This is a genomic window from Brevibacterium linens, from assembly GCF_003999335.1.
GTDB classification, from domain to species: domain Bacteria; phylum Actinomycetota; class Actinomycetes; order Actinomycetales; family Brevibacteriaceae; genus Brevibacterium; species Brevibacterium linens.
This window is the reverse complement of record NZ_CP026734.1, coordinates 801,213-825,656: the sequence shown is the minus strand read 5'-3', so window position 1 is coordinate 825,656 and position 24,444 is coordinate 801,213. Positions and strand designations below refer to the sequence as shown.

The 24,444-nt window shown below is 66.2% G+C and carries 19 protein-coding genes, 1 tRNA gene and 1 pseudogene; 4 read left to right on the top strand and 17 right to left on the bottom strand.

All coding sequences use genetic code 11. The features are described from left to right. Positions 1–36: 36 nt before the first annotated feature. The 9 genes and pseudogenes from CXR29_RS03435 to CXR29_RS03395 all read right to left on the bottom strand — a co-directional run. A pseudogene (locus CXR29_RS03435) lies at positions 37–489 on the bottom strand (thiamine pyrophosphate-dependent enzyme); the annotation flags it as partial. Positions 490–587: 98 nt separating this feature from the next. Continuing rightward, complete coding sequence (guaD, locus tag CXR29_RS03430; RefSeq protein WP_127363905.1) at positions 588–1,865, bottom strand: guanine deaminase; 1,278 nt, start codon at positions 1,863–1,865, stop codon at positions 588–590. Between the two features lie 32 nt (positions 1,866–1,897). Further along, complete coding sequence (gene xdhC / locus CXR29_RS03425) at positions 1,898–2,683, bottom strand: xanthine dehydrogenase accessory protein XdhC (RefSeq protein ID WP_164742767.1); 786 nt, start codon at positions 2,681–2,683, stop codon at positions 1,898–1,900. Then, on the bottom strand, positions 2,680–5,058 hold the full coding sequence (gene xdhB, locus CXR29_RS03420) for a xanthine dehydrogenase molybdopterin binding subunit (protein WP_127363904.1): 2,379 nt from the start codon (positions 5,056–5,058) through the stop codon (positions 2,680–2,682). Before xdhB ends, xdhC begins: the two co-directional genes overlap by 4 nt. Further along, positions 5,058–6,515: a xanthine dehydrogenase small subunit gene (locus CXR29_RS03415; RefSeq protein ID WP_127363903.1), complete on the bottom strand. Its 1,458-nt coding sequence runs from the start codon at positions 6,513–6,515 to the stop codon at positions 5,058–5,060. The genes xdhB and CXR29_RS03415 overlap by 1 nt, the downstream gene beginning before the upstream one ends. A gap of 196 nt (positions 6,516–6,711) precedes the next feature. After that, positions 6,712–8,172: an NCS2 family permease gene (locus CXR29_RS03410; protein WP_127363902.1), complete on the bottom strand. Its 1,461-nt coding sequence runs from the start codon at positions 8,170–8,172 to the stop codon at positions 6,712–6,714. A 287-nt stretch (positions 8,173–8,459) separates the two neighbouring features. Further along, positions 8,460–8,550 (bottom strand) — tRNA-Ser (locus CXR29_RS03405). Between the two features lie 63 nt (positions 8,551–8,613). Next, positions 8,614–9,045, bottom strand: coding sequence for a nucleoside deaminase (locus tag CXR29_RS03400; protein WP_101594509.1), 432 nt, complete (start codon positions 9,043–9,045; stop codon positions 8,614–8,616). Positions 9,046–9,077: 32 nt separating this feature from the next. Beyond that, positions 9,078–9,629 (bottom strand): tRNA adenosine deaminase-associated protein, encoded by a 552-nt coding sequence (locus CXR29_RS03395; RefSeq protein WP_101554231.1) that lies wholly within the window; start codon positions 9,627–9,629, stop codon positions 9,078–9,080. A gap of 73 nt (positions 9,630–9,702) precedes the next feature. Between CXR29_RS03395 and upp the strand changes: the two genes are divergently transcribed. The 3 genes from upp (at position 9,703) to CXR29_RS03380 (ending at position 12,463) form a co-directional block, all read left to right on the top strand. Next, complete coding sequence (upp, locus tag CXR29_RS03390) at positions 9,703–10,341, top strand: uracil phosphoribosyltransferase (protein ID WP_025777002.1); 639 nt, start codon at positions 9,703–9,705, stop codon at positions 10,339–10,341. 286 nt (positions 10,342–10,627) lie between these two features. Then, on the top strand, positions 10,628–11,446 hold the full coding sequence (locus tag CXR29_RS03385) for a winged helix-turn-helix transcriptional regulator (RefSeq protein WP_101594512.1): 819 nt from the start codon (positions 10,628–10,630) through the stop codon (positions 11,444–11,446). A 75-nt stretch (positions 11,447–11,521) separates the two neighbouring features. Beyond that, a complete protein-coding gene (locus CXR29_RS03380) occupies positions 11,522–12,463 on the top strand; it encodes an endonuclease/exonuclease/phosphatase family protein (RefSeq protein WP_101594514.1) in 942 nt (313 codons plus the stop codon). Between the two features lie 24 nt (positions 12,464–12,487). On the opposite strand, the gene CXR29_RS03375 is transcribed toward CXR29_RS03380, so the two are convergent. Both CXR29_RS03375 and CXR29_RS03370 read right to left on the bottom strand, forming a co-directional pair. Beyond that, positions 12,488–13,678, bottom strand: coding sequence for a MarP family serine protease (locus tag CXR29_RS03375; protein ID WP_127363901.1), 1,191 nt, complete (start codon positions 13,676–13,678; stop codon positions 12,488–12,490). Positions 13,679–13,687: 9 nt separating this feature from the next. After that, the gene (locus CXR29_RS03370; protein WP_241241572.1) at positions 13,688–15,037 is read right to left on the bottom strand and encodes a PrsW family intramembrane metalloprotease; all 1,350 of its coding nucleotides are present in this window, start codon (positions 15,035–15,037) and stop codon (positions 13,688–13,690) included. A gap of 840 nt (positions 15,038–15,877) precedes the next feature. On the opposite strand from CXR29_RS03370, the gene CXR29_RS17840 reads away from it, so the two are divergent. Beyond that, complete coding sequence (locus CXR29_RS17840; protein ID WP_127363900.1) at positions 15,878–17,902, top strand: Ig-like domain-containing protein; 2,025 nt, start codon at positions 15,878–15,880, stop codon at positions 17,900–17,902. A gap of 58 nt (positions 17,903–17,960) precedes the next feature. On the opposite strand, the gene CXR29_RS03360 is transcribed toward CXR29_RS17840, so the two are convergent. Genes CXR29_RS03360 through CXR29_RS03335 form a run of 6 tightly spaced genes read right to left on the bottom strand, consistent with a single transcriptional unit; the run spans position 17,961 to position 24,386 of the window. Further along, positions 17,961–18,749, bottom strand: a complete 789-nt coding sequence (locus CXR29_RS03360) for an HpcH/HpaI aldolase family protein (RefSeq protein WP_127363899.1) — start codon at positions 18,747–18,749, stop codon at positions 17,961–17,963. Next, positions 18,734–19,519: a fumarylacetoacetate hydrolase family protein gene (locus tag CXR29_RS03355; protein WP_127363898.1), complete on the bottom strand. Its 786-nt coding sequence runs from the start codon at positions 19,517–19,519 to the stop codon at positions 18,734–18,736. Before CXR29_RS03355 ends, CXR29_RS03360 begins: the two co-directional genes overlap by 16 nt. An 11-nt stretch (positions 19,520–19,530) precedes the next feature. Then, the gene (gene hpaD / locus CXR29_RS03350) at positions 19,531–20,667 is read right to left on the bottom strand and encodes a 3,4-dihydroxyphenylacetate 2,3-dioxygenase (protein ID WP_101594523.1); all 1,137 of its coding nucleotides are present in this window, start codon (positions 20,665–20,667) and stop codon (positions 19,531–19,533) included. A gap of 7 nt (positions 20,668–20,674) precedes the next feature. After that, entirely contained in the window at positions 20,675–22,180 is a 1,506-nt protein-coding gene (locus CXR29_RS03345; RefSeq protein ID WP_101554239.1) for an aldehyde dehydrogenase, read from the bottom strand. Then, a complete protein-coding gene (locus tag CXR29_RS03340) occupies positions 22,177–22,914 on the bottom strand; it encodes a GntR family transcriptional regulator (protein ID WP_025777012.1) in 738 nt (245 codons plus the stop codon). The genes CXR29_RS03345 and CXR29_RS03340 overlap by 4 nt, the downstream gene beginning before the upstream one ends. Next, complete coding sequence (locus CXR29_RS03335; protein WP_101554240.1) at positions 22,896–24,386, bottom strand: fumarylacetoacetate hydrolase family protein; 1,491 nt, start codon at positions 24,384–24,386, stop codon at positions 22,896–22,898. Before CXR29_RS03335 ends, CXR29_RS03340 begins: the two co-directional genes overlap by 19 nt. Positions 24,387–24,444: the final 58 nt, after the last annotated feature.

Here is a 24,444-nt window from a genome sequence, read left to right as displayed (position 1 = left end):
CCTCCCGCGGTTCGGGCCAGCGAGACCGGGCCCGGCCTATTTCGCTGCGGCCAGTTCGCCCATCGGGCTCAGCGCGCTCGGAGCGTCGGCCGGGGTCTGGGCAAGCGTCTCGAACTCGTTGATCTGGTCGAGGGCGATGCCCATCGAGATGTTCGTGACGCGTTCGAGGATGACCTCGACGACCACGGGCACCTGATGTTCGTCCATGAGTCCCTTGGCCACCCGCAGGCCTTCGCCGATGAGTTCGGGATCCTCGACCCGCAGCGCCTTGCACCCGAGCCCCTGGGTCACGGCCACGTGGTCGACGCCGTATCCGGAGGATGCGGAACCGGCGGCGTTGATGTTCTCGAATGCCAGCGACACCTCGTAGTCCATCTCGAAGCCGCGCTGGGACTGACGGATGAGGCCCAGGTAGGAGTTGTTGACGACGATGTGGACATAGGGGATCCGGTGCTGCGCGCCGACAGCGAGCTCTTCGAGCATGAATCGCCCGCGGAGGTCCCGTCAAGACCTTCCCCTCAGAACTACCTGACGGCGGCCCAGCAACCTCGCGAGGTTGCTGGGCCGCCGTCAGGTAGTAATTGGGGTCAGAGAGGGGTGCCGTCGACCCAGACGCCGGCGATGTCGCCCGGGGCGCCCATGGCGAAGATCGTCGCCAAGGCGTCCTCGTCGTCGGCAGCGTGGCGGATGCCGACGTCCAAGGGCTGCCCCGCGGCCGGGCGGATGAGCACGGCGTCGAAGCGCTTGCCCGGACTCAGCACCCCGACCTCATCGAGTTCGAGCGCCTCGGCGCCGGCCGCCGTCGCCAGGTGCAGCAGATGCGCGGAGGTCAAGGCCACTCCCCCGGCAGGGTCGAGCTGCTGCATGAAGTACGACTGCACCCCTTCCTTGAGCAGGTTGAATCCGGTCCCCGCCCCGACGTCGGAGCCCAAAGCCACGCGGACGCCCGCCTCGATATGCCGGCGCAACGGGAAGAAACCGCTGGCCAGAGCCGAGTTCGAGGTCGGACAGTGCGCGGCCACGGACCCGGCCTCGGCCATGCGTGCCAGTTCCCGATCCTGCGGGTGGACGTTGTGAGCGAGCAACGTGCGCCGACCGACGAGTCCCGCCCGGTCGTAGGTGTCGAGATAGTCACGAGCCTCCGGGTGGATCTGCGCGACTCCGGAGATCTCATCGACGTTCTCGTTCAGGTGCGAAGTCACCCAGATGCCCGGATTCTCCTCCACGAGGCGGCCGCCGGCGGCCAGCAGCTCGGGACCTGCGGAGAACGAGAACCGCGGCGTCACCGCGTAGCGCAGGCGTCCCTTCCCGTGCCACCGGTCGATGAGCGCCTGACTCTCCTGCGCCGAGCGCTCCACGTCGGTGAGCAGCGCCTCGGGTAAGTTCCGGTCGCTGGTGACCAGGCCGGAGGTGATCCGCAGCCCCGACTCTGACGCGGCGGAGAAGAAGATGTCCATGGCGCTCGCGAAGTGCGAACCGAAGACCATCGCCGAGGTGGTCCCCGCCGAGATCAGCCCCGTGAGGAATTCGCCGGCCACCGCCTTCGCGTAGGCGGGGTCGGCGAGTTTCGCCTCTTCGGGCAGGGCGCACTGGTCGAGCCAGTCGAGCAGAGGCCGCCCGAGGTGGCCGATGGCACGGACCTGCGGCAGATGGACGTGCGTATCGATGAGTCCGGGGATGAGCACACCGTCGCGGAGGTCGACGACCTCGGCGTCCGGATGTGCTGCCCGGGCCGTGTCGACATCGGTGCGGGAGGTGATGAGCCCGTCGTCGACGACGAGGGCGACATCGGACGCCGAGCGCAGCCGGCCTCCGGTGAACGGGTTGTCCGGCGTGTCGAAGACGCGGGCACGGTAGATGACCACAGTGGTTCTCCTTGAGTCAGTGGTGGTAAAAATCAGCCGAGGCGGCCGAGCAGGTCCGCGGCGACGCTCACGGCGATCGTTGCGGGTGCTTTGCCCGGCAGCTCGGGCAGTCCGATGGGGCAGCGGATGGTGTCGACGGCCTCGAGGTCGAAGCCCTCGGCGGAGAGGTTCTTGCGAAAGCGCTGCCATTTCGCGTTCGAGCCGATGAGTCCGACCGAGCCGAGGTCGCCGCGGGTCAGCGCCGCGGAGCACAGGTGCAGGTCTTCGGCATGGTCATGGGTCATGATGACCACGTGCGCGCCGGCCGGCAGGCTCTCAAGCACCTCTTCGCCGACGACGGCGAATTCGCGGCGGATCCGCGCCACCGGCGCCTCCAACCCATCGAGAGCCTCGAGCTGCTCCGGTCGGGAATCGGACACGGTGAGGTCGAGATCGTGGCGGGCCAGGATCCGCGTGAGTTCGAGGCCGATGTTGCCGATGCCGAAGATCGCCACCGAGGCGGGCACGGGCAGGGGTTCGAACAGCATCGTGACCTCTCCGCCGCAGCATTGGCGCCCGTATTTCGCCGGCGCCTTGTCGTTGAGCCGCAGGGTGAGCATCTCCGGGGCCGCCTGTCCCTCGGCGAGCAGCTCCCGGGCACGGGTGAGGGCCGTCATCTCGAGATTGCCCCCGCCGATGGTCCCGAACAGGTCATCGGCGGTGGCGATCATCTTCGCTCCCGCCTCACGTGGGGCGTGCCCACGCACCGCGGCGAGAGTGATGAGGACAGCCGGCACCCGAGCTGCGCGAAGCTCGGCTGCGGTGTCCATCCAGGTCATGACGGAATTCGTTGTCCTTCCCTCGCCGAGGCGGCCGTCCCCGAGCCCTGACCGCGGGCTTCTTCGATCGCCCAGAACACCGCTTCGGGTGTGGCCGGGGAGGCGAGGTCGACGCTGTGACCGGGGCGTGCGAAGGCCCCGACGGCCTCGCGCAGGGCTTCGCGGACGGAGAAGGCGAGCATGAGCGGGGGTTCGCCCACGGCCTTCGACCCGTACACGGCTCCCTCTTCGTGCGCCTTGTCGAGGAAGGTGACATTGAAGACCTCGGGGACTTCGGAGAAGCTCGGAATCTTGTACGTGCTCGCCGCCTGAGTGGCCAGACGCCCCCGGCTCGGCTTGTCCGATTCGTCCCAGCGCAGATCTTCCAGCGTCAGCCAGCCGGCACCCTGGATGAAGCCGCCCTCGATCTGTCCGAGGTCGAGCAACGGTGACAGGGAGTCTCCCACGTCGTGGACGATGTCGACGCGACGCAGAGTGTAGGAGCCGTCGAAGCGGTTGACTTCGACTTCGGACACCGCAGCCCCGTAGGCGAAGTACTTGAACGGTTCGCCGCGCATCTGCGAGAGGTTCCAGTGCAGTCCCTCGGTGCGGTAGAAACCTGAGGCCGAGAGCTGGATGCGCTGGAAATACGCGGTATTGATGAGCTCTTCCCAGGTCACCGTCTTCGCAGACGACAGCGCGGAGACGATTCCCCGCGAGATCTCCACCTCATGGGCGGGTGCCCCGAGGATGCCCGCGGCCACCTGCCGCAGCCGATCGAGAATCTGGTCGCAGGCGTTCTTCACCGCTCCGCCGTTGAGGTCGGATCCGGAGCTCGCCGCCGTCGCCGAGGTGTTGGGCACCTTGTCCGTGCGCGTCGGCGCCAGACGCACCGTCGACAGTGGCACGCCGAGGGTGGTGGCCGCGACCTGCAGCATCTTCTGATGCAGCCCCTGCCCCATTTCGGTGCCGCCGTGGGTGACGAGGACGGATCCGTCCTTGTACACGAGCACGAGCGCCCCGCCCTGGTTGAAGGCGGTGAGGTTGAACGAGATGCCGAACTTCACCGGGGTGATCGCCAGACCGCGTTTGATGTGCTCGTGGCTCAGGTTGAATGCCTCGATCTCAGCCTCGCGGGCGTCCAGATCGGATTGGGAGATGAGCTGGTCCCAGCACGCCCCGATCCGTTCGGGATGGCGCACCGGCTGATAGTAGGGGGTGTCCTGACCGTCGGCATAGAAGTTCCGGCGGCGCAGCTCGCGGGCGGACAGCCCCAGCTGCGGGGCGACACGGCCGATGATGTCTTCCATGACGAGCATTCCCTGTGGGCCGCCGAATCCGCGGAACGCCGTCTGCGAGGTCTTATTGCATTTGGCGATGCGGCCGGTGACCCGGATGTTGGGCACCCAGTAGGCGTTGTCGATATGGCACATGGCGCGGGTGAGCACCGGCTCGGAGAGGTCGAGGCTCCACCCGCCGTCCGCGGTCAGCGTCGCATCGAGGGCGAGGATCTTCCCCTCCTCGGTGAATCCGATCTTCCACGACGAGTGGAAACCATGCCGCTTGCCGGTCAGGGTGATATCGCGGGTGCGGTCGAGACGCAGCCGCACCGGCCTGCCCGTGAGCTTCGCACCGAGCGCGGCCAGGGCCGCGTAGCCGTGGGGCTGCATCTCCTTGCCGCCGAAGCCGCCGCCCATGCGCAGGCACTGCACGGTCACCTCGTGGGCGGGAACCCCGAGGACGTGGGAGACGATGTCCTGAGTCTCGGTGGGATGCTGGGTCGAGGACTGGATGAAGACCTGTTCGTTCTCGTCCACGTGGGCCAGGCACGCCTGCGTCTCGAGGTAGAAGTGCTCCTGGCCGGCGAGCTCGAATTCGCCTTCGAAGACATGCGCGGCATCGGCGAACGCGGAGTCGACCTCGCCCTTGTCGATCGACAGGGGTGTGCCGTGGTAGCTGTCGGCGGCGATCGCCTCAGCCACGGTCACCAGCGACGGCAGGTCCTCGACCTCGGCGGTCACGGCCGCAGCACCTTCCTTCGCGGCTTCGAGATCCTCGGCGAGGACCCAGGCCAGGGGCTGGCCGAAGAACATGATCTCGTCGACCGGCAGCATCGGCTCATCGTGCTTGACGCCCTGATCGTTGACGCCGGGGATATCGGCGGCGGTGATGACCTTGACGACCCCGGGCACCGCATAGGCGGGTTCGACATCGATGGCGCCGAGGCGGCCGTGCGCGGTCGTCGACTGCACGGGGAAGGCGTGGAGGACCCCGGTGAGACGTCCGACGAGGTCATCGGTGTAGAGCGCGATTCCGGTGACGTGACCGAATGCGCTTTCGTGGTGGTGGCGTTCGCCGACGACCGGGTCGGCGGGGCGCTGGGAGAGCTGGCTCATCAGTTGACCTCCTTGCTGGTCACGGCCGGGTGGCTGAGCTGCTCGGCGTAGAAGCGTTCGAGGGAGGACCGCAGCATCGCGGTCCGGTATTTCGCACTCGCCCGGTGGTCGTCCATCGGGGTGCCTTCGGCGGGGAAGGTCTCGGCCGCCGCGTGCACGGTCTCCAATGTCCATGGCCGGCCTTCGAGGAGGGCTTCGGTGGCGGTGGCGCGCAGCGGGGTGGCTGCGACTCCGCCGAGACCGATCCGGGCCTTGGCGATCATTCCGTCCTGGATGTCGACGGCGTAGCCGATCGCCACCGAGGAGATGTCGTCGAAGCGGCGTTTGGCGATCTTCTGGAACGACGTCAGCGGAGACAGCGGCAGCGGGATGCGGATGGCGGTGATGAGTTCATCTGCTTCTCTGATCGTCTGCCGATATCCGGTGAAGTAGTCGGCCAGTGCCACGGTTCGGGATCCGCGCACGGAGGTGAGCACGAGTTCGGCTTCGAGGGCCAGCAGCGCCGGTGGGGTGTCGCCGATGGGCGAACCGGTGCCGAGGTTGCCGCCGATGGTCGCCCCGTTGCGGATGAGGCGGGAGGCGAACTGTGGGAACAGCTTGCCCAGCAGCGGAATGTCTCCGGCGAGCTCACGTTCGAGTTCGGACAGGGTGTGGGAGGCGCCGAGTTCGACGAACGATTCGGTGCGGCGGATTCCGCGCATCTCCTCGAGCCGGTCGATGGCGAGGATGTTCTTACCGCGTGCTCCCTTGATGTTGACCTCGATGCCCCAGTCGGTGGCCCCGGCCACGACGGTGGCCTCGGGATCCTGGCTGAGGATGGAGGTCGCCTCGGCGAGGGTGGCGGGACGACGGTAGCGTCCGATCTTCCCGGTGGCGGTGTCGGCTCGCTGGTAGTCGGTGGCTCGAGCCGACGGGGCGGGGCGGTCACGGCGGGCGGCCAGCGCATCGTCGGCGGCGGGCAGTCCCAGCGCATTCGCGGCATCGCGGATGGGGCGGTAGCCGGTGCAGCGGCACAGATTGCCCGACAGGGAGTGGAGGTCGAAGCCGTCCTCGCAGCGATCAGGGCGGTAGTATTCGGCGGCCATCGACGAGATGAAACCGGGGGTGCAGTATCCGCACTGGGATCCGCCGCGCACGGCCATCTCTTCCTGGACGGGGTGGACGGTGTCTCCGTCGGCCAGACCTTCGGAGGTCACGACCTCTCCCCCGTCGAGGGCTGCCGCCGGCAGCAGGCAGGAGTTCACTGACGTCCAGCGGGTTCCGCCGGATTCGTCGGGGCGGGCGACCATGATCGCGCAGGCCCCGCATTCGCCTTCGGCGCAGCCTTCCTTCGCTCCGGTCAGCCCCTGACCGCGCAGGAAGTCCAGCGCATTCGTATGGGGTGGGCCGTCGAACTCGTGGACGGTCCCGTTGATTGTCACTTCGGCAGTTGACTGGTCCGTTGTCGCTGCGGACATCGCACTTCACACCTCCCGCGCCTCTTCACTGAGGCGCACAGTGCATGGTTGGAACATTGTGCTTCGTTCTTCGAGCTTCTGGTTATCCATGCGAACAGCGCAGAAGAACGTGGAATCGGGGACTCAGGCGTCCCCGCAGGTCAAGCCCCGTGGGCGATCTGACCCTTTCCCCAAGCTGAGTGTCCAACCATTGTTCTCATGCCCCCAAGATAGCCGAAATCGGGCCGCGAACGAAGTACAGGACGAATCCGGCCGAGACGACCCACAGCAGCCAGTGGACCTGGCGGGCACGGTTGCTCATGGCGTGGATGAGCGCCCAGGAGATGAATCCGACGCCGATTCCGTTGGCGATCGAATAGGTCAGCGGCATCGTCACCATGGTGAGGAAGACTGGCAGCGAGGTGCGGAAGTCGGTCATGTCGATCTCGCGGATCTGCGTGACCATCATGGCGCCGACGACGACGAGCGCCGCGGCTCCGGCTTCCATCGGGATGACGGCGATGAGCGGTGAGAAGAACATCGACAGCAGGAACAGCACACCGGTGATGCAGGCGGCCAGACCGGTCCGTGCGCCTTCGGCGATTCCGGCTGCGGAGTCGACGAAGACCGTGTTCGACGACGCGGATGCGCCGCCGCCGAAGACCGCGCCGAGACCTTCGACGATGAAGGCTCCGCGGATGCGCGGGAACATTCCGTCGTCGGTCTGCAGCCCGGCGCTGCGGGCCAATCCGGTCATCGAGCCCATGGCGTCGAAGAAGTTCGTGAACACGAGGGTGAACACGAGCATCGTGGCTGCGAGGACTCCGATGTGCTGGAAGCCGCCGACGAGGTCGAAGGCGCCGATGAGACCGAAGTCGGGAAGGGCGATGACCTGTTTCGGGAATTCCGGCGCGGAGAGGTTCCAGCCCAGCGGGTCCGGATCGACGGGGTCGCCGACGGTTCCGAGCTTCGCGAACGCCTGGATGATGATCGCGGCGATCGTGGCCACGATGATGCCGATGAGGATGCTGCCGGGGATCCTGCGCGCCACGAGGATGCCGATGAGGACGAGCGCGAAGACGAAGACCAGCGTCGGCAGGGAGCCGATCGATCCGTCCTGTCCCAGCTGGACGGGTGGGCCTGCCGGGGTGCGGGTGACGAATCCGGCGTTGACGAAGCCGATGAAGGCGATGAAGAGTCCGATGCCCACCGTGATGGCGATCTTCAGCGCATGCGGGACGGCGTTGAAGATCGCGGTGCGGATGCCCGTGGCACCGAGGACGACGATGATGACGCCGTTGATGACCACGAGCCCCATCGCATCCGCCCAGGTGACTTCCTGGACGACGGAGACGGCGAGGAAGCTGTTCATTCCCAGGCCTGCGGCGAGACCGAAGGGCAGTCGGGCGACGACGCCGAAGAGGATCGTGATGACGCCGGCGACGAGCCCGGTGACCGCGGTCAGCTGGGCGAAGTCGAGGCTGTCACCGGCGATGTCCTGGGAACCGCCGAGGATGAGCGGATTGAGGACGACGATATAGGCCATCGCGACGAAGGCGACGATGCCTCCGCGGATCTCCTGCCTGATCGTCGACCCACGTGGGGTGATTTCGAAGAATCTGTCGAGAAGCCCCGGTCTCGACGATGCGGTCTTCACCGCTTGGTCATTGTCAGCCATTTTCATGGACCACCTCAGGTTGTTCGATTTGGTCAGCCGGCGACATCATCGTCGTCGGCCCTGCGCCTTGAACATGCGCAATGAAGCAGTCGAGTCTTCAGCTCCGGATACCGGACCGGGATACCGAAAAGTAATTCCATGTCCCGGAACACTCTTTCTGTTTCACCGAGCAAGTTTCGCTGCTCGACCCTGGTGCGTCAATCATCACACCTCTGCCCGCGCCGATGCCATCCTTCGACGAGACAGACGAAACCCCTGACCAGAAACGTCTGATCAGGGGCTTCCCTTGGCGGTGGCGGTGGGATTTGAACCCACGGTAGGGGGTTGCCCTACACAACATTTCGAGTGTTGCACCTTCGGCCGCTCGGACACGCCACCGCCGACAACTGTACAGCGGTGGACTTTCTGCGTCCAAATCGGTTCGCCGTGAGCTGGGACACGTCAGCGTTTGGCCGCGAAGAACTCCCTCAGCAGGGCCCGACTCTCCTCCGCCCGGACGCCCGAGGTGACCTCTGGCTGGTGGAGTGCGGCGCGGTCGCGCAGCAGATCCCAGACCGAGCCGACCGCCCCGGCCTTGTCGTCATAGGCCCCGAAGACGACCCTGTCGATGCGGGAGCCGACGAGGGCTCCGGCGCACATCACGCACGGTTCCAGGGTGACGACGAGCGTGCAGCCATCCAAGCGCCATTCGCCCCTCGCCGAGGCGGCAGCGGAGATCGCCATGAGCTCGGCGTGGCCGAGCGGATCGGCATCGACCTCCCGCCGATTGTGACCGCGCCCGATGATCTCACCGTACCCGTCGACGACAACGGCCCCGACGGGAACGTCGTCATGAGCGGGTGCCAGGACCGCCTCGGCGAGGGCATGTCCCATCCATTCGCCGAACCGGGCCGTGGTCGCAGCGGTCAGCGTGCGGCCTCGAGCTGATCGGCGAAGCCGACGGTCTCACCGACGTGGGCGACGACGCGGGCGGGATCGGATCGATAGCTCTCGACCTGGTCGATGAGCATGGCGGCGGGGACTCCGCGGTCGGAGTAGATATCGGCGTCTCCGCCCCATTCGGAGTCGGCGTCGAATTCGAGCATCTCGACCTCGTCTTCGTCATCGTCCTCGGCGGCGGCGTCCTCCTCCTCGGCGGCGCCGAAGTCCTCTTCGGGTTCGGCGTCGTAGGCGTCGGGGCGGGAGTCGAGGAAGTCGGCGAAGATCTCCGCGAACGGGCTCGCCTCGACCGCGGCGAGATCGGACAGGAAGACCTTGACCTCATTGTTCCCGCACAGGCGCACGAGCCCGAACCACTCGTCTTCATGTTCGATGACGGCCACGGCCTCACCGTCGTCACCGGCGGCCGAACGCATCATATCGACGAGGTCGTCGAGGTCGTTCGCGTCGCGGACGTCGACGTCGAGGGCGCGGAAGCCATCGCCGGAATCGGCCAGGATCTCAGTGAAGTACGACATGCCTCCATTGTGAACGCTTCGGACCGCATTGACCACTGCCGACGAGGCGAAGTTCTCCCGTACCATTTGGGGTATGCATCTTCACGTAGCCGATCACCCGCTCATCGCACACAAACTCACCGCTCTGCGCGATGCGAACACGGATTCCGCTCGCTTCCGTCAGCTCACCGAAGAGCTCGTCATGCTGCTGGCCTACGAGGCGACCCGATCGGTGGCGGTCGAGGACAAGGAGATCTCGACCCCGGTGACGACGACCACCGGCACCCGCATCGCCGAACCCCGTCCCGTCGTGGTCCCGATCCTGCGTGCCGGCCTCGGCATGCTCGACGGAATGCTGCGCATCCTGCCCACCGCCGAGGTGGGCTTCCTCGGAATGGTCCGCGACGAGACGACCTTCGAACCCAGCGCCTATGCCGACCGCCTGCCCGATGACCTCACCGGTCGGCAGATCTTCGTCGTCGACCCGATGCTCGCCACCGGCGGCACCCTGGCCATGGCCATCGACTTCCTGCTCGCTCGCGGGGCGCGTGACGTCACCGCAGTGTGCCTCGTCTCCGCCCCCGAGGGTGTGGCGCGCATCGAACGCGACTACAGCGATTCCGCCGAGGTGAAGGTGTACACGGCCGCACTCGACGAGAAGCTCAACGAGAAGGGCTACATCGTGCCCGGACTCGGCGATGCCGGGGACCGGATGTACGGAATCGTCGACTGAGGCCTCGCGGATGACGATTTCGGTCGTCAGCCTCGGCGACCGAAACGTCATATTTCGTCACAGTCGTCTCATTTTCGGGTTTTCCTTTGCGCGGCCGAAGTTTTGTGACAAATAATGAAGCCATGACTTCGACGATTCATCAGATGCGAATGCCGGGTGCACATATGTGTATGCCCTGCGTTCGTGGTCGGTGATCTCACTCCCGCTGTCCGGCCTCGAACGAGTTCACTCAAGCAGCGGACTCCTCCAGTCATATCGACCTCATGGTCGAAAGCAAAGGACAGCTATGCCGAATCCAGAACCCGCCTACGTCCACCCGCGCAGTGCAGTGGCCACTCGACGTGCAGGAGCCAGGTTGAGCGCAGTCGACCCGCAGAACGCACCGCACACCTTCGGACCGGCCGGGGTCGTCCCCTCGCCGAAGGCCGCTCGCGGAATCATCGTCTACATCGGACTCGATGAGTCCAAGGCCGCGGCCGACGGCACGAACCTCTCCGCGATCGCCGCCGAGCTGCAGGCCTACGCCAAGGAACTGGCCAGTCAGGCCGAGACCCAGGCCGTCATCGCCTTGGCCCCGGAGGGCCGCGGCAGCGACATCGACGCCGTCCGGGCCGTGGCCACCGGTTCCCCCGCCGCGACCGGTGCGCCGGCGGCGACCCACGGCCCCGTGCGTTCGCGCATTCCCAACCGCATCCACCCGCCGGCTCTGCGCGAGGAGACCGCTCCGGCGGCTCCCGCACCCCGCGGTTTCGGCGGACGTGCCGGCGATGCCTACACCCAGGCGACCGGGGAACGACTGCGCATCGACATTCCCCGCCGCGAAGTCCGCATCGACGGTGACCTCGTCGATGTCACGACGAAGGAATTCGACCTGCTCGCCACCCTCGTCTCCCACGCCGATGAGACCCTGCCCCGGGAGGACCTCATCACCGCGGTGTGGTCCGGCGGCGAGGTTCCCGACGAACGCACCGTGGACGTCCACATCCGCCGACTGCGGCGCCGCCTCGGCGAATATGCCTCCGTGGTGCGCACGATGCGGGGGTCGGGCTATCGCTACGACACTCACCCCGATGTGACGGTGTGGAGCGCGACGGCGCGTCGCTGATCTCATGCGGCTGTGAGCCGCATCGCAAGTCGCTTCCAGCGCGGGGCCAGACTTCCCGGTTAAGATCGTTGATCGATGAACCAGGCATATTCCGCACCGCGCAGAAGGCACAGCCCCGCGAAGGGCATCACCGCATTGATCTTCGGGATCCTCTATGCGGCATTCCTGCTCCTCCACAATCTGCTGCCGACGCGGATGGGCATCGCGCTCATCCTCGAATCGGTGCTGCCGTGGACGGGGATCGTCCTCGCACTCGTGCTGCTCATGTTCCTCATCCGCTTCTCGTGGCTCTCGGCCATCGGATTCCTCGTGCCCGCTCTGGTGTGGACGGGGATGTTCGGTCCCGCCCTGCTGCCGAACGATGATTCCGGTGATCCGGACCTGTCGGTGGCCACCCACAACGTGGGGGCGAGGATGCCGCAGCCCACAGCGGCCGCGCAGAACATCGTCGACCGTGATCCGGACATCGTCACGATCCAGGAGCTCGAGTCGCTGTCGGGCAAGATCATCCACAAAGAGCTCGACTCCTCGTTCGAGCATTCTCAGGTCGTCGACACCATCGGCGTGTGGTCGAAATGGCCGATGTCGGAGCCCGAGGAGGTCGACCTCGGCCTGCAGTGGCCGCGGGCTTTCGCGACCACGATCTCGACCGATCACGGTGACATCCGCTTCTATGCCGTGCATATGCCGTCGGTGCGCCCCGGTCACGAATCGATGCGCAATGCCGCACTGCGCCGCTTGGCCACGACCGTGGAGACCGACAGCGCCGACCATGTCGTCGTCGCCGGCGACTTCAACACGGCGACGACGGACAACAACATGAAGACCCTGGTGCCGCCGCTGCAGGATACCCGGGAAGAGGCCCGAGGCGGCTTCGGCTTCACCTGGCCCGCCCGGTTCCCCGTCACGCGGCTCGACCATGTCCTCTATCGCGGTTTCGACGCCACCTCCGACGAGGTGCTCGAACGCGGATCGAGCGACCATCGCGCCGTCCTCGCCGGGCTCGACCTCAAGTAGGCGGAGTCACTTCGTGCACGCGTTTCAGTTCGTGCACTGCCCTGTCGGCTGCGGTGTGCGCTCGGCGGCACCGGCGTCGAGTTCGTCGGCGATCTCGGCTCGGGTGAGCGCATAGCCGGTTTCGTCATCGGTGGCCGAACGGGCGAAGACCATGCCGACGACGTTTCCGTCGGCATCGATGAGCGGGCCTCCCGAGTTGCCTTCCCTCACGATTCCGCGCAGGGCATAGACTTCCCGGACGACCGACTGCGAGTCGTAGATGTCGAGTCCGCGGGCGTTGATCTTCTCCCGGACGCGGGCCGGTGAGATCGTATAGGGACCGTTGGCGGGGAATCCCACGACGACGGAGTCGTCGCCGGGTCCGAGCCCGCTTCCGAAGTCGAGGGCGGGGGCCTCGAGCCCAGCGACTCGGAGCACAGCCACATCGGCTTCGGCATCGAATTCGACGACCTCCGCTCGGTACGGCCTGCCCTTGCCGCCGACCTGCACGGCCAGTTCCGTGGACCCGGCCACGACGTGGGCGTTGGTGGCGACGAGTCCGTCCTCATAGACGAAGCCTGAGCCTTCAGAACCGGTGGCGCAGCTGGTGGCCGTCGTCGTGATCTTGACGACCGAATCGTCGACGCTGCGTCCGACGTCGACCATACCTTCATCGGGTTCTCCGACTCCGCGGATCTGTTCGGGCTGACCGGAGAACACCTGAGGGAACCCGGAGGCGCTCAGTCCCTTCGCCAGTCCGCCCAGCGCGTTCTGGGAAGAGTAGGGAATGGTGCGGTCGATCGCGGCGATGACGGTGGAGTCGGCGACCCAGCGGTTGGGTTCGACGAGCGGGGTGGTGCGGATGAAGCCGGCGGCGAGCCAGACGACGAGGACATAGACGACCCCGGCGGTGATGGTGCCGCCGATGGCATCGATGCCCTGCCCGAGGTCGGAGTCCATGTTGTGCTTGATCCACGCGCCGATGCCGCTGCCGGCGAAGGCGAAGAGAACACTGAGGACCAACGGCATCGAGGCCAGCAGCATGAGCACACCGGGGTTGTCCATGACGTCGGTGCCGGTGCTCAGCGATTCGACGAACGGGGAGAGCAGGCGCCCGAGAATCCAGCCGACGATGAAGCCGGCCGCGGTTCCGAGCGCGGTGATGATGCCCTGGCGGAACCCGGCGAAGAGCGCCCCGATGCCGAGGACGATGAGGAGGATGTCGAAGATCGTCACCGCTGGAACTTACCGCACAGTCTGTCTGGAGGCCGCGAGCAGTCGTTCGCGGGCGTCGGAGAACTGTTTGAGTTCGGCTCGTTCGATCTTGCGTTCCTGTTCTCCGCCGATACCCGCGAGCACACGCATCCGCGTCGTCGACAGTTTGCCGGAGGTGCGGATCATGGTCTTCATCTCCTCCTTGCCGCCGGGGAACGACTTCGCCCAGTCGCGGCCGTTCTTCCGACCCTTCCAGGTGCCGAGCATGTCGACCTCGGCGTGGGTGAGCCAACCGGAGTTCGCATAGTCGCCGAGCATGTTCTGGGTGTGCATTCGCTCGCTGCGGCGCAGAATGAGTCCCAGCGTCACCCAGGCGGCGGAGAGAATGGCGCTGAGCACGACGAGGCCGATGATCTGCGGGAGCATTCCGCCCATCACGTCACGGGTCGCTTGCCCGAACGCACCGAGGAGAGTCATCGAGGCGTTCCAGAAGCCGTGCAGGACCATGCCGAGTGCGAGCCCGGGCAGCCACATGAGGATGAGCGACCACCACGGCCATTTGCGGGCGGCGAGGCCGATCGACACACCGGCGCAGGTCGAAAACGCAGTGTGCAGCAGCGGTGAGCCGAGGCAGCGCATGGCGAATGTCACTGCCAGTCCCGGAAGTTCGCCGTCGTTCCACGATTGGCCGAGGTAGAGGATGTTCTCGGTGAAGGCGAATCCGGCACCGATGAGCGAACCGTACACGAGCCCGTCGAGGGGGCCTTCGAAGTGGCGACGGGCGGCGAGGACGATGACGAGCAAGAGAACGGTCTTGGTCGATTCCTCGAGGATCGGAGCCTGAATGACTGCACCGATGACGTCGGGCACCCCATTGATGCCGACCATATAGAGCGCGATGTCACCGACGAGTGAGAAGCCGAGGGTGAGGATGACCGAGGCGACGGCTCCCCAGAGCAAACAGATACCGAGGAGGAGCTTCGGCTGCGGTTTCCATCGATCGAGCCAGAGCACATACGCGATGATTGCCAGAAGCGGGATCGCCGCAAGTCCGATGAGACCGAAGAGGCGGACACCGAAGCTCAGTCCGCCGAGCAGACCGAGAAGGCCGAGCCCACCGACAAGAGCGACGAGAACGAGGATCGCGGCGACGAGGCGGACGATGTTTCCGGTCGAATCGGGTTCGGTCTCCGGTTGTGCCTTTCGCACGGCACCGGTCCAGGGAGTATCGGTGACGACCTGTTGAGGTGCCTGCATTCCTGCACGGATCCGCATCTCCTGAGTCACCGTCGGCGCAAACCGCGGCTGAGCATAGACGCGAGCCTGCGCTGGCGCGGGCGCATACATCACCGGCTGACCGGGCATGGGTTGCCCGGGCATGGGCTGGCCCTGCATCGGCTGACCTGGAACTGGTTGGCCTGGAACCGACTGCCCTTGCTGTGCCATCGGCTGGCCCTGCATGGGAGGCTGCCCCTGCGGCGGCATCTGTCGGCCGGGCGCCTGCTGGGGCTGCGGAACCTGTGGCTGCCTCTGCTGCATGGGAGGCTGCTGGTTCGGCTGCTGCGTTCCCTGTGGCCGCGGTCGGAACCGATCATGATTCGGCTGCTGATTCGGCTGCTGATTCTGTGCCTGCTGGGGCGGAACCTGGCCCTGCGGCGGCACCTGCCCCTGCTGTCCCTGCGCCGGCGTCTGCCCCTGCACCGGTGGCACGCTCGGGTTCGGAGGGCCCTGCACGCGGGGCGGCTGCGGTCTCTGCGAACCGGGACCGTTCTGTGCCGACATAGGTGTGTCCTTCTGCATTGGGGAAATTGCCGCTCACCACAGTCTAGAGTCAGCACCGGCAACAGACCGCCTGACTGTGTATCCATCCAGCAACACTTCAGCCGACTGCCAACTCATGCGAATGCCGACGTCGTCCGAACACCTCGTATCCGAATTCGCCCTCACCCGAATGCCTACGCTCAGCTGACTCAAACATTTTCTGCTGTGGACGGCCAAGCAATCACGGGCGCAGATCCCACAAATGGTGGGACCGCCTTCGCGAGCCTGATCGCTTCTGGAACGCCAAGAACCGCGGACACAGCGCGTTCCACTCCCCCACCACTGCGCTGTCGGGACTCGCCCCACTCCAACGTCAATTCCTGTGGATACGCAAACCGCTTTCCACAGGTCCTCGTTCGCCCCTGGCCGCAGAGCTGCCGATCCATGTCGAATCGGTCCATGACTACTCTCAGACTCGCATCGCTGCGCACCGCACTGCTCTTCGTCGTCCTCTCCGTGGCCTCGCTCATCGGACTGGGACCGGCCATGGCCGCGGGACCGCCGGTCAGCCTCGGCGAGGTTCCGGTGCACACCGCCCCCAACGCCTATGGTCCAGGCATCTGGCATCACGCGAAGCAGGGCAAGACGTGGTACGGCTCGTATCGGACCTTCCCCGACACTTCCGCCTACTGCATCGATGCGGGGAAGAAGTCACCGCTGCCGAAGTACTTCCAGGGCGCGAAGGCCGAAAAGATCGCCTCGGCCCAGACGGCCTGGGCCCTCTCTGAATATGCGGGATCAAAGTCGAAAGATGTGCAGGCCGCACTGAGCGCGATGGCGCGCCTCGACAAAAACCTTCCCCACGATCACAAGGTGCCGCCGCAGAAGCCGGCCGACCTGGGCAAGAAGTTCGCAGCGGCGGCGAAGAAGCACTCGTCGATCCTCGCCGAAGCGAAGAAGTTCGCGGGCCCCTACACTCTCGACATCAGCCTCGAGTCGGTCATGCGGATGCCTGTTCTCGAGCCCTATGCCGCCCCGGAATCCTCCCCTTCTCCTGATTCCTGGGCCTCCGATTCGCCGAACAGCGACAAAGATTCGCCGAACAGCGACCAGGATTCGCCTGAGAGCAGCAAAGACGACGACCGCCCGAAGATCCTCGGCACTCCGACCGATGAGGCGACGCTGAAGGTCTCCCTCCTCAGCGCCTCCGGAGCCCAAGTTCCCGATGTCCCCGTCACCCTCAAGATTGCCGGAGCTGAGAAGGCCCCGAAAACCGTGACCACCGGAGCAGAACCAGTGGCTCAAACGCTCAAGGCGAGCGCGCCCGGGAACTTGTCCGTAACCGCCTCGGCGAAGGTCGCCCCGCATACCGTGCGTGTCTTCGAACCGACTTCCGGTACACGCGTGCAGCGAGTCATCACCCCGGACACTCCCGATTCCGTCACGGACAAGGCGTCGTTGGAACTGACGTCCCAGCCGAAGGTGACCACCGAGATCTCCGACCAGACTCCGACACCCGGAGAGACCGTCACCGACGAGTTCACGGTCTCCGGTCTCATCGGCGACCACACGGTCACGGTCGAACACACCCTGTGGCAGACCGCGACGGCACCGAAACAGGGTGTGAAGAACGATGATGCCCGCGAGATCGGGTCCGTGACCTCGAAGGATGTCGGCAACGGCACCCACACGTCCGGCGAGGTCACCGTGCCCGAGGACTTCCGCGGCTGGCTCTACTTCACCGAGACGATCGCCGGGGACAAAGCGACGAAGGAATGGAAGGGAATCCACGGCCAACCCCGTGAGACCGGGTTCGTCCCGTGGGCTCCGACTGCCGACACCGAGGCGGTGTTCGAGGGCACATCGACCCATGACGAGGTGGCCGTGACGGGTCTGCGACCCGGTTCCGAAGCCGTGCTCACCATCACCGCCTACCATGTGGAGACCGAACCCGAGCAGTCGAAGAAGACCGACGGCACGGAGCTGTCCGTACAGGACTTCACCGTCATCGCCGATGAGAACGGCCACGTCGAGATCAGCACGGAACCGATCGATATGCCGATCGGTTGGGTCACCTATGTCACCGCAATCGAGGGCAGCGACGTCAACGCCGCATGGACGAGCGACTGGGGTGTCCCGGCCGAAACCGTGCACCGCCCATCTGAGGAGAAGCCGTCGACTCCCCCGGCACCGCCCGAGGAACCGAGCACTCCGCCGACGCCGCCTGAGCAACCCGAGCAGCCGAGCACTCCCCCGGCTCCTCCCGAAGAGCCCGAGACTCCGGAGAAGCCCGATACCCCGCCGGTCGAACCGGTCGCCGAGACTCCCGCGGCACCCGAGACCCCGGCAGCTCCGGCCCCGACAGGCGAACTGCCCCGCACCGGCGCGACCGGCAACGGCATGCTCATCGGACTGGGCATCGTCTTCGTCGGACTCGGCTCAACGATCCTGCTGATCTCCGGCAGCCGCCGCAGCAGAGACTGAGAGCAGGTGAATACACGTCACCCCCGACCGCGAATCAGCGGCCGGGGGTGACTCGTGCTCAGTCCTGGACCCAGGTGTCGGCCCAGGCGCGGGCACCGTTCATCATCAGGCCGACATCGGCTCCGACGAGGACGAAGGACGCTCCGGCTTCCAGGTACTTCCGTGCCTGCTCGGGGTCGAACGCGTTGACTCCGACGGGTTTGCCGGCAGCCTTCACTGCCTCGAAGGTCCTGGCCACCGCGTCGGTGACGTCCGGGTGGGTCTGCTGGCCGAGCAGCCCCATCGACGCGGCCAGGTCGGACGGCCCGACGAAGATCTGGTCGATTCCGTCGACTGCGGCGATCTCGGCGGCGTTGTCCACCGCGGTCGCTGATTCGATCTGCACGGTCAGGGACACGAATTCCTCGGCACGACCCAGGTACCCGTCCACGGCGTTCCACCGGGAGGCCCTGGCCAGGGCCGAACCGACTCCGCGCACGCCCTTCGGCGGATAATGGACGGCCGCCGCTGCCGCCTCGGCGTCGGATTTCGTGTCGACCATCGGCACGAGCAGATTCTGCGCGCCGAGGTCAAGGTGCTGCTTGATGAGCACCGTGTCGTTGACCGGCACCCGCACGACGGGGGTCGCCGGGTAGCCGTTCATCGCGCGCAGCAGACTCGTCGTGGTCTCGAGTCCGATCGGGGAATGCTCGGCGTCGATGAGCACCCACTGCATGCCCGAGGCGGCGGCGATTTCGGCGGCCACGGGCGAACCCGAGCACACCCACATTCCGGCGAGGTACTCGCCGCCGCTGAGTCCGGCCACACGGTCGGCGAAGGTCTGCGGAAGCTCTACTCGAAACGGCATGTGATGACTCCCAGCTCTCCGTAGTCGGCGTGGACGGTGTCGCCGGGATAGACCCACATGGGGCGGGTGAACGACCCGGCGAGCACGGTCTCTCCGGCGCGGAGCACATCTCCGTGTTCGGCGAGTTTGTTCGCCAGCCACACGATTCCGCGCGCGGGATGGTCGAGGACGGCGGCGGCGACTCCGGAGTCCTCGATCGTCTCATTGCGATAGAGCAGAGCATTCACCCGGCGCAGGTCGACGGCATCGACCGCGACCGGCCGACCACCGAGGACCATCGCCCCCAGCGCCGCATTGTCCGAGATGGTGTCGACGATCGTGCGACCCTCCATCTCGATGCGCGAGGACAGGACCTCGAGTGCGGGGACGACGTACTCGGTGGCGCGGAGGACGTCGAAGAGACTGACATCGGGCCCGCGCAGTTCGTCACGCAGCACGAACGCGAGTTCGACCTCGATGCGCACCCCGGAGTACTGGGAATGATCGATCACGGAACCGGTGTCATAGACCTGGTCGGCGAAGATCGCTCCGTAGTCGGGTTCGGTGATGCCGGTGGCCTGCTGCATCGGCTTCGAGGTCAGTCCGATCTTATGACCATAGAGCCGACGGCCGGCGGCCTCCCCGCGACGGCGCCATTCGTTCTGCACCGCGTAGGAGTCGTCGACCGTCATGTCCGGGTACTTCGCGGTGAGCAGACCGATCTTCTTTCCTGTCCGCTCCGCGTGAGCGAGATCGTCGGCGATGGCCGCGATCGTTGCCTCTTCGAGCATGTGGTTTCCTTTCAGAGCTGGTTGCCCAGCTTGCCCTCGTTCTCGTCCGCGCGGGTGTAGGAGAACCCGTCGGCACCGATCGTCACGGCCATCTCCGAATCGTCCGTGCGGGCGTGCACGGGCTGCGGGTTGCCGTCGAGATCGAGGACGAGTGAGGCATCCGTGTACCAGGACGGCACGACGGGGTTGCCCCACCAGTCGCGGCGCTGATTGTCGTGGACGTCCCACGTGATGACCGGATTGTCCGGGTCGCCGGTGTAGTAGTCCTGCGTGTAGACCTCGACGCGGTGCCCGTCGGGGTCGCGCAGGTAGAGGTAGAACGCATTCGAGACACCGTGGCGGCCGGGTCCGCGTTCGATCGAGTCGGACCTGCGGAGGGCACCGAGCTTGTCGCAGATGGAGAGGATGTTGTGCTTCTCGTGCGTGGCGAAGCAGACGTGGTGCATGCGCGGTCCGTCTCCGCCGGTCATCGCCGTGTCATGGACGGTGGCCTTGCGACGCATCCACGCGGCGTAGACCGTGCCCTCTTCGTCCTGGATGTCCTCCGTGACGCGGAACCCGAGGTCCTGCATGTACTTCACCGCCCGCGGCACATCCGGGGTGACCTGATTGAAGTGGTCGAGGCGGACGAGTTCGCCGGGGATGTGCAGGTCGTAGCGCCAGGACATGCGTTCGACATGATCGGATTGGTAGAAGAACTCGTACGGGAAGCCGAGCGGGTCGACCACCCGCACGGAGTCGCCCACGCCCTTGACGAAGCCGTCGGCGCTGCGGCGGACATCGCAGCCGAGTTCGGTGTAGAAGGCCACGGCCTTGTCGAGCTCTTCCGGGCTGCGCACCCGGTAGGAGAACGCGGCCACGGCAGCGACCTCGCCCTTGCGCAGGACGAGGTTGTGGTGGATGAACTCCTCCGTCGAGCGCAGGTAGAGCGTGTTCTCGTCCTCCTCGGTGACATAGAGTCCGAGCACGTCGACGTAGAACTCCCGCGACGCGGCCAGATCGGTGACGACGAGTTCCATATAGGCGCAGCGGAGGATGTCGGGCGGGCTCGCCTGCGGCGTGGCGATGGGATTGTCGGCGGCGATGCTCGTCTCCTGGCTGACAAAATAGCCGGCAGAGGTCCGAGTCATATCAGTGCGCTTGGTCATGGCTGCTTCACTGCTTTCCGAAGACGGGGTTGTGGACCTCGCCGAGGTTGATGTGCACGGACTGCTGTTCTGTGTAGAAGTCAATCGACCGGTAGCCGCCCTCGTGGCCGAGCCCCGAGGCCTTGACGCCGCCGAAGGGGGTGCGCAGGTCACGGACGTTGTTCGAGTTCAGCCACACCATTCCCGACTCGACGGCCTGGGAGAAGTTGTGGGCGCGCTTGAGATCCGAGGTCCAGATATAGGCGGCCAGACCGTACTTCGTGTTGTTCGCCAACTCCAGGGCCTCCTCGTCGGAGGAGAACGGGGTGATGGCGACGACGGGCCCGAAGATCTCCTCCTGGAAGATCCGCGCGTCGGGCTTCACATCGGCGAACACGGTCGGCTGGACGAAGTTTCCTGTCTCGAAGCCCTCGGGGCGTCCACCGCCGGCGACGAGGCGGGCCTCGGACTTGCCGATCTCGACGTAGGACATGACCTTCTCATGGTGCTCGGGGTGGACGAGCGCAGCCACCTCGGTATCGGGATCCGAGGGCAGACCGACCTTCACGCGCTTGGCCTGGGCCGCGTAGCGCTCGACGAACTCGTCGTAGATCGATTCCTCGACGAGGATGCGCGAACCGGCGGTGCAGCGCTCCCCGTTGAGGGAGAAGACGCCGAAGATCGTGGCGTTGACGGCAGCCTCGATGTCCGCGTCGGCGAAGACGACGGCCGGGGACTTGCCGCCGAGCTCCATCGACAGGCCCTTGAGCCAGGGAGCGGCATTGGCGAAGATCGTCTGGCCGGTGCTCGATTCGCCGGTGAAGGAGATGAGCGGAACGTCGGGGTGCTTGACGAGCGAATCGCCGGCGAAACCTTCCTCACCGAAGCCGTTGACCATGTTGAACACACCGGTGGGCAGTCCTGCCTCTTCGAAGATGCCCGGCCACAGGGAGGCCGAGAGCGGAGTGAACTCGGCGGGTTTGAGCACGACGGTGTTGCCGGTCGCGATCGCCGGTCCCAGCTTCCAGGACTCGAGCATGAACGGCGTGTTCCACGGAGTGATGAGCCCGGCCACGCCGATCGGCTTGCGGTTGACGTAGTTCGCCTGTCGGCCGGGGACCTTGAAGGCGTCATCGACCTGAGCGACGATGAGGTCGGCGAAGAAGCGGAAGTTCTCCGCCGCGCGCGCCGCCTGCCCCTTGGCCTGGGTGATCGGCAGTCCGGAGTCGAAGGACTCCATGGCCGCGAGTTCGTCCTTGCGGGATTCGACGATATCGGCGATCTTGCCCAGGATGCGGGCGCGCTCGCGCGGGAGCATCGTCGGCCACGGGCCCTCGTCGAAGGCCGCCTTCGCCGCGGCGACGGCGGCTTCGATATCGGCTTTCTTGCCCGAGGCCGCCGTGATGTAGGGCTCGTTCGTCACCGGGTTGAGGACGTCGAATTCGTCTCCGTCGATGGAGTCGACGAACTCGCCGCCGATGTAGTGGCGGATCTTCTCCGGCATTGCGGCCGGCAGGGTGGTGGACTGTGTCATGAGTTGTCCTTTCGTGAATCTGTCTGCAGATCCGTGGTCGGGGCTGTGGTCGTCTGGGAGTTCTGGAAGCTGTGCAGAGTGGCCGAGCGGTGCTCGCGCACGGCCCGTTCGACCTCCTGCGCCGAGGCGCGGGCTCGGATGAGGGCGACGATGCGGGAGTGTTCCTCCACCGATTCCAACGCCCGTTCGGGGACGAAGGAGAACGTCGAATCCCGCAGGTGGTTGAGTCGGTCCCATTCGAGTTCGACGAGGGTGCACAGCCGCTCGTTCGGGCAGCGCCGGTAGAGCGTCTCGTGGAATTCGTGGTTGAGTCGGGTGAACTCGGCCGGTTCGAATTCGTCGAGCAGCGCCCGCATCCGATCGTTGATCTGCTCCGCGGCATCGAGATCATCGGCGCCGAGGTGGCCCTGCGCTTGGGCGACGGCCGCGGCCTCGAGAATCGCGACCGCTTCCATCGACTGGGTGTAGGAGCCCTGGTCGACCATGGCCACGCGGGCCCCGACGTTGCGCTCGAAGGTCACGAGCCCGTCGGCCTCCAGCCGGCGGATGGCCTCGCGCACCGGCACCACGGAGGTGTCGAGCTCGAGGGCGATCTGCGCGAGCACAAGTTTGTGCCCGGGCTGATAGGTCTGGTCGGCGACGCGCTCGCGGATCCACCGGTAGGCGGTCTCGGCCTTGCTCAGGGACGGGGCCGCGGTCGTTGCCTGTTCGGTCTTCACCGTGAGGCCTTCCATTCGTCGAATTTCGCCTTCCATTCGCCCTTGGGCGGGAAGAGCTCTTCGATCGGGTTGCCGGCGGCGACCTGTTCGGCCACCCAACCGTCCTCGACCTCCTTGGCCAGTGCCGCGTCGACGACTTCTTCGACGAGGCCACGGGGGATGACGATGGCTCCATCGTCGTCGGCGACGATGACATCACCGGGCAGGACGGTGGCGTTTCCGCAGGCCACGGCCACGTCCGATTCCCACGGCACGTGCTTGCGACCGAGCACGGCAGGGTGCTTCGCGGTGGAGAACACGGGCAGGATCTCGGCCACCTCGGCGGAGTCGCGGACTCCCCCGTCGGTGACGACACCGGCGGCGCCGAGAGATTTCGCACGCAGGGCGAGGATGTCGCCGAGGGTGCCCGAGCCGGATTCGCCGCGGGCCTCGATGACGACGACCTCGCCGGGGCGGATCGAGTCGAAGGCCTGCTTCTGGGCGTTGAATCCGCCGCCGTGGGATTTGAACAGGTCTTCGCGGTTGGGCACGAAGCGCAATGTCTTCGCGCTGCCGACGATCTTCGCGCCCGGCTTCAGCGGGGCCACACCTTCGATGACGACATTGTTGAGTCCACGCGACCGCAGCTGAGCCGACAGGCCCGCAGTCGGAGCCTCGGTGAGCTTGGCGACGAGGTCGGCGTCGAGTGCCGTCGCGGCAGTGCCCTCGGCGTCGCCCTCCGGGGCGAGTCCGGCGGCAACACGCGAGCCCCAGGCATCGACGGTGAGTGCTTCGTTCGCAGCGGGCAGGCTGCCGAGGTTCTCGTCGAAGTCGCCGGGTCCGTCGACGACCGTGGTGGTCAGCCGTCCGGAGCTCAGCTCCTCCCCGTTCGCCGAGGCGGCCGTGACCTCGACCTCGACCGTGTCACCGGGAGCGACGACCGAGGATCCGGCCGGGGTGCCGGTGAGGATGACGTCACCGGGCTCGAGGGTGAGGTGCTGGCTGAGGTCCGCGACGATGCGCGGGAGGGTGAAGATGAGCTGGTCGGCTCGCGTGCCGTCGTCCTGGACGACCTCGCCGTTGACCCAGGTGCGCAGGCGCAGGGAGTCGGGGGCCGCCTCGGCGGCGGGAATGAGTTCGGGACCCAGCGGGGTGTATCCGTCGCGGCTCTTCGAGCGCACGTTCGACCCCTTGTCCGGGGTCTTCATGTCGTAGAGGCCGAAGTCGTTCGACGCGGTCACGCCGGCCACATACGACCAGGCGTCGGCCTCGGTGACATTGCGGGCAGACGTGCCGATGACGACGGCGATCTCACCTTCGAAGGCGAGCAGCGAGGTGCCTGCCGGGCGTTCGATGGACTGGCCGGAGGCGGCGACGGAGCTGGCCGCTTTGAGGAAGTAGGACGGCTGGGCGGGGCGCTTTCCTCGTTGCGCCGCACGGGACTCGTAGGCCACATGAACGGCAATGATCTTGCCCGGACGGGCGGGGACACCTGCTGGAGTCGACATCGATCTCACACCTCATTTCGATTGGCTTCACCTCAAATCGTATATGATATGGTTCCGG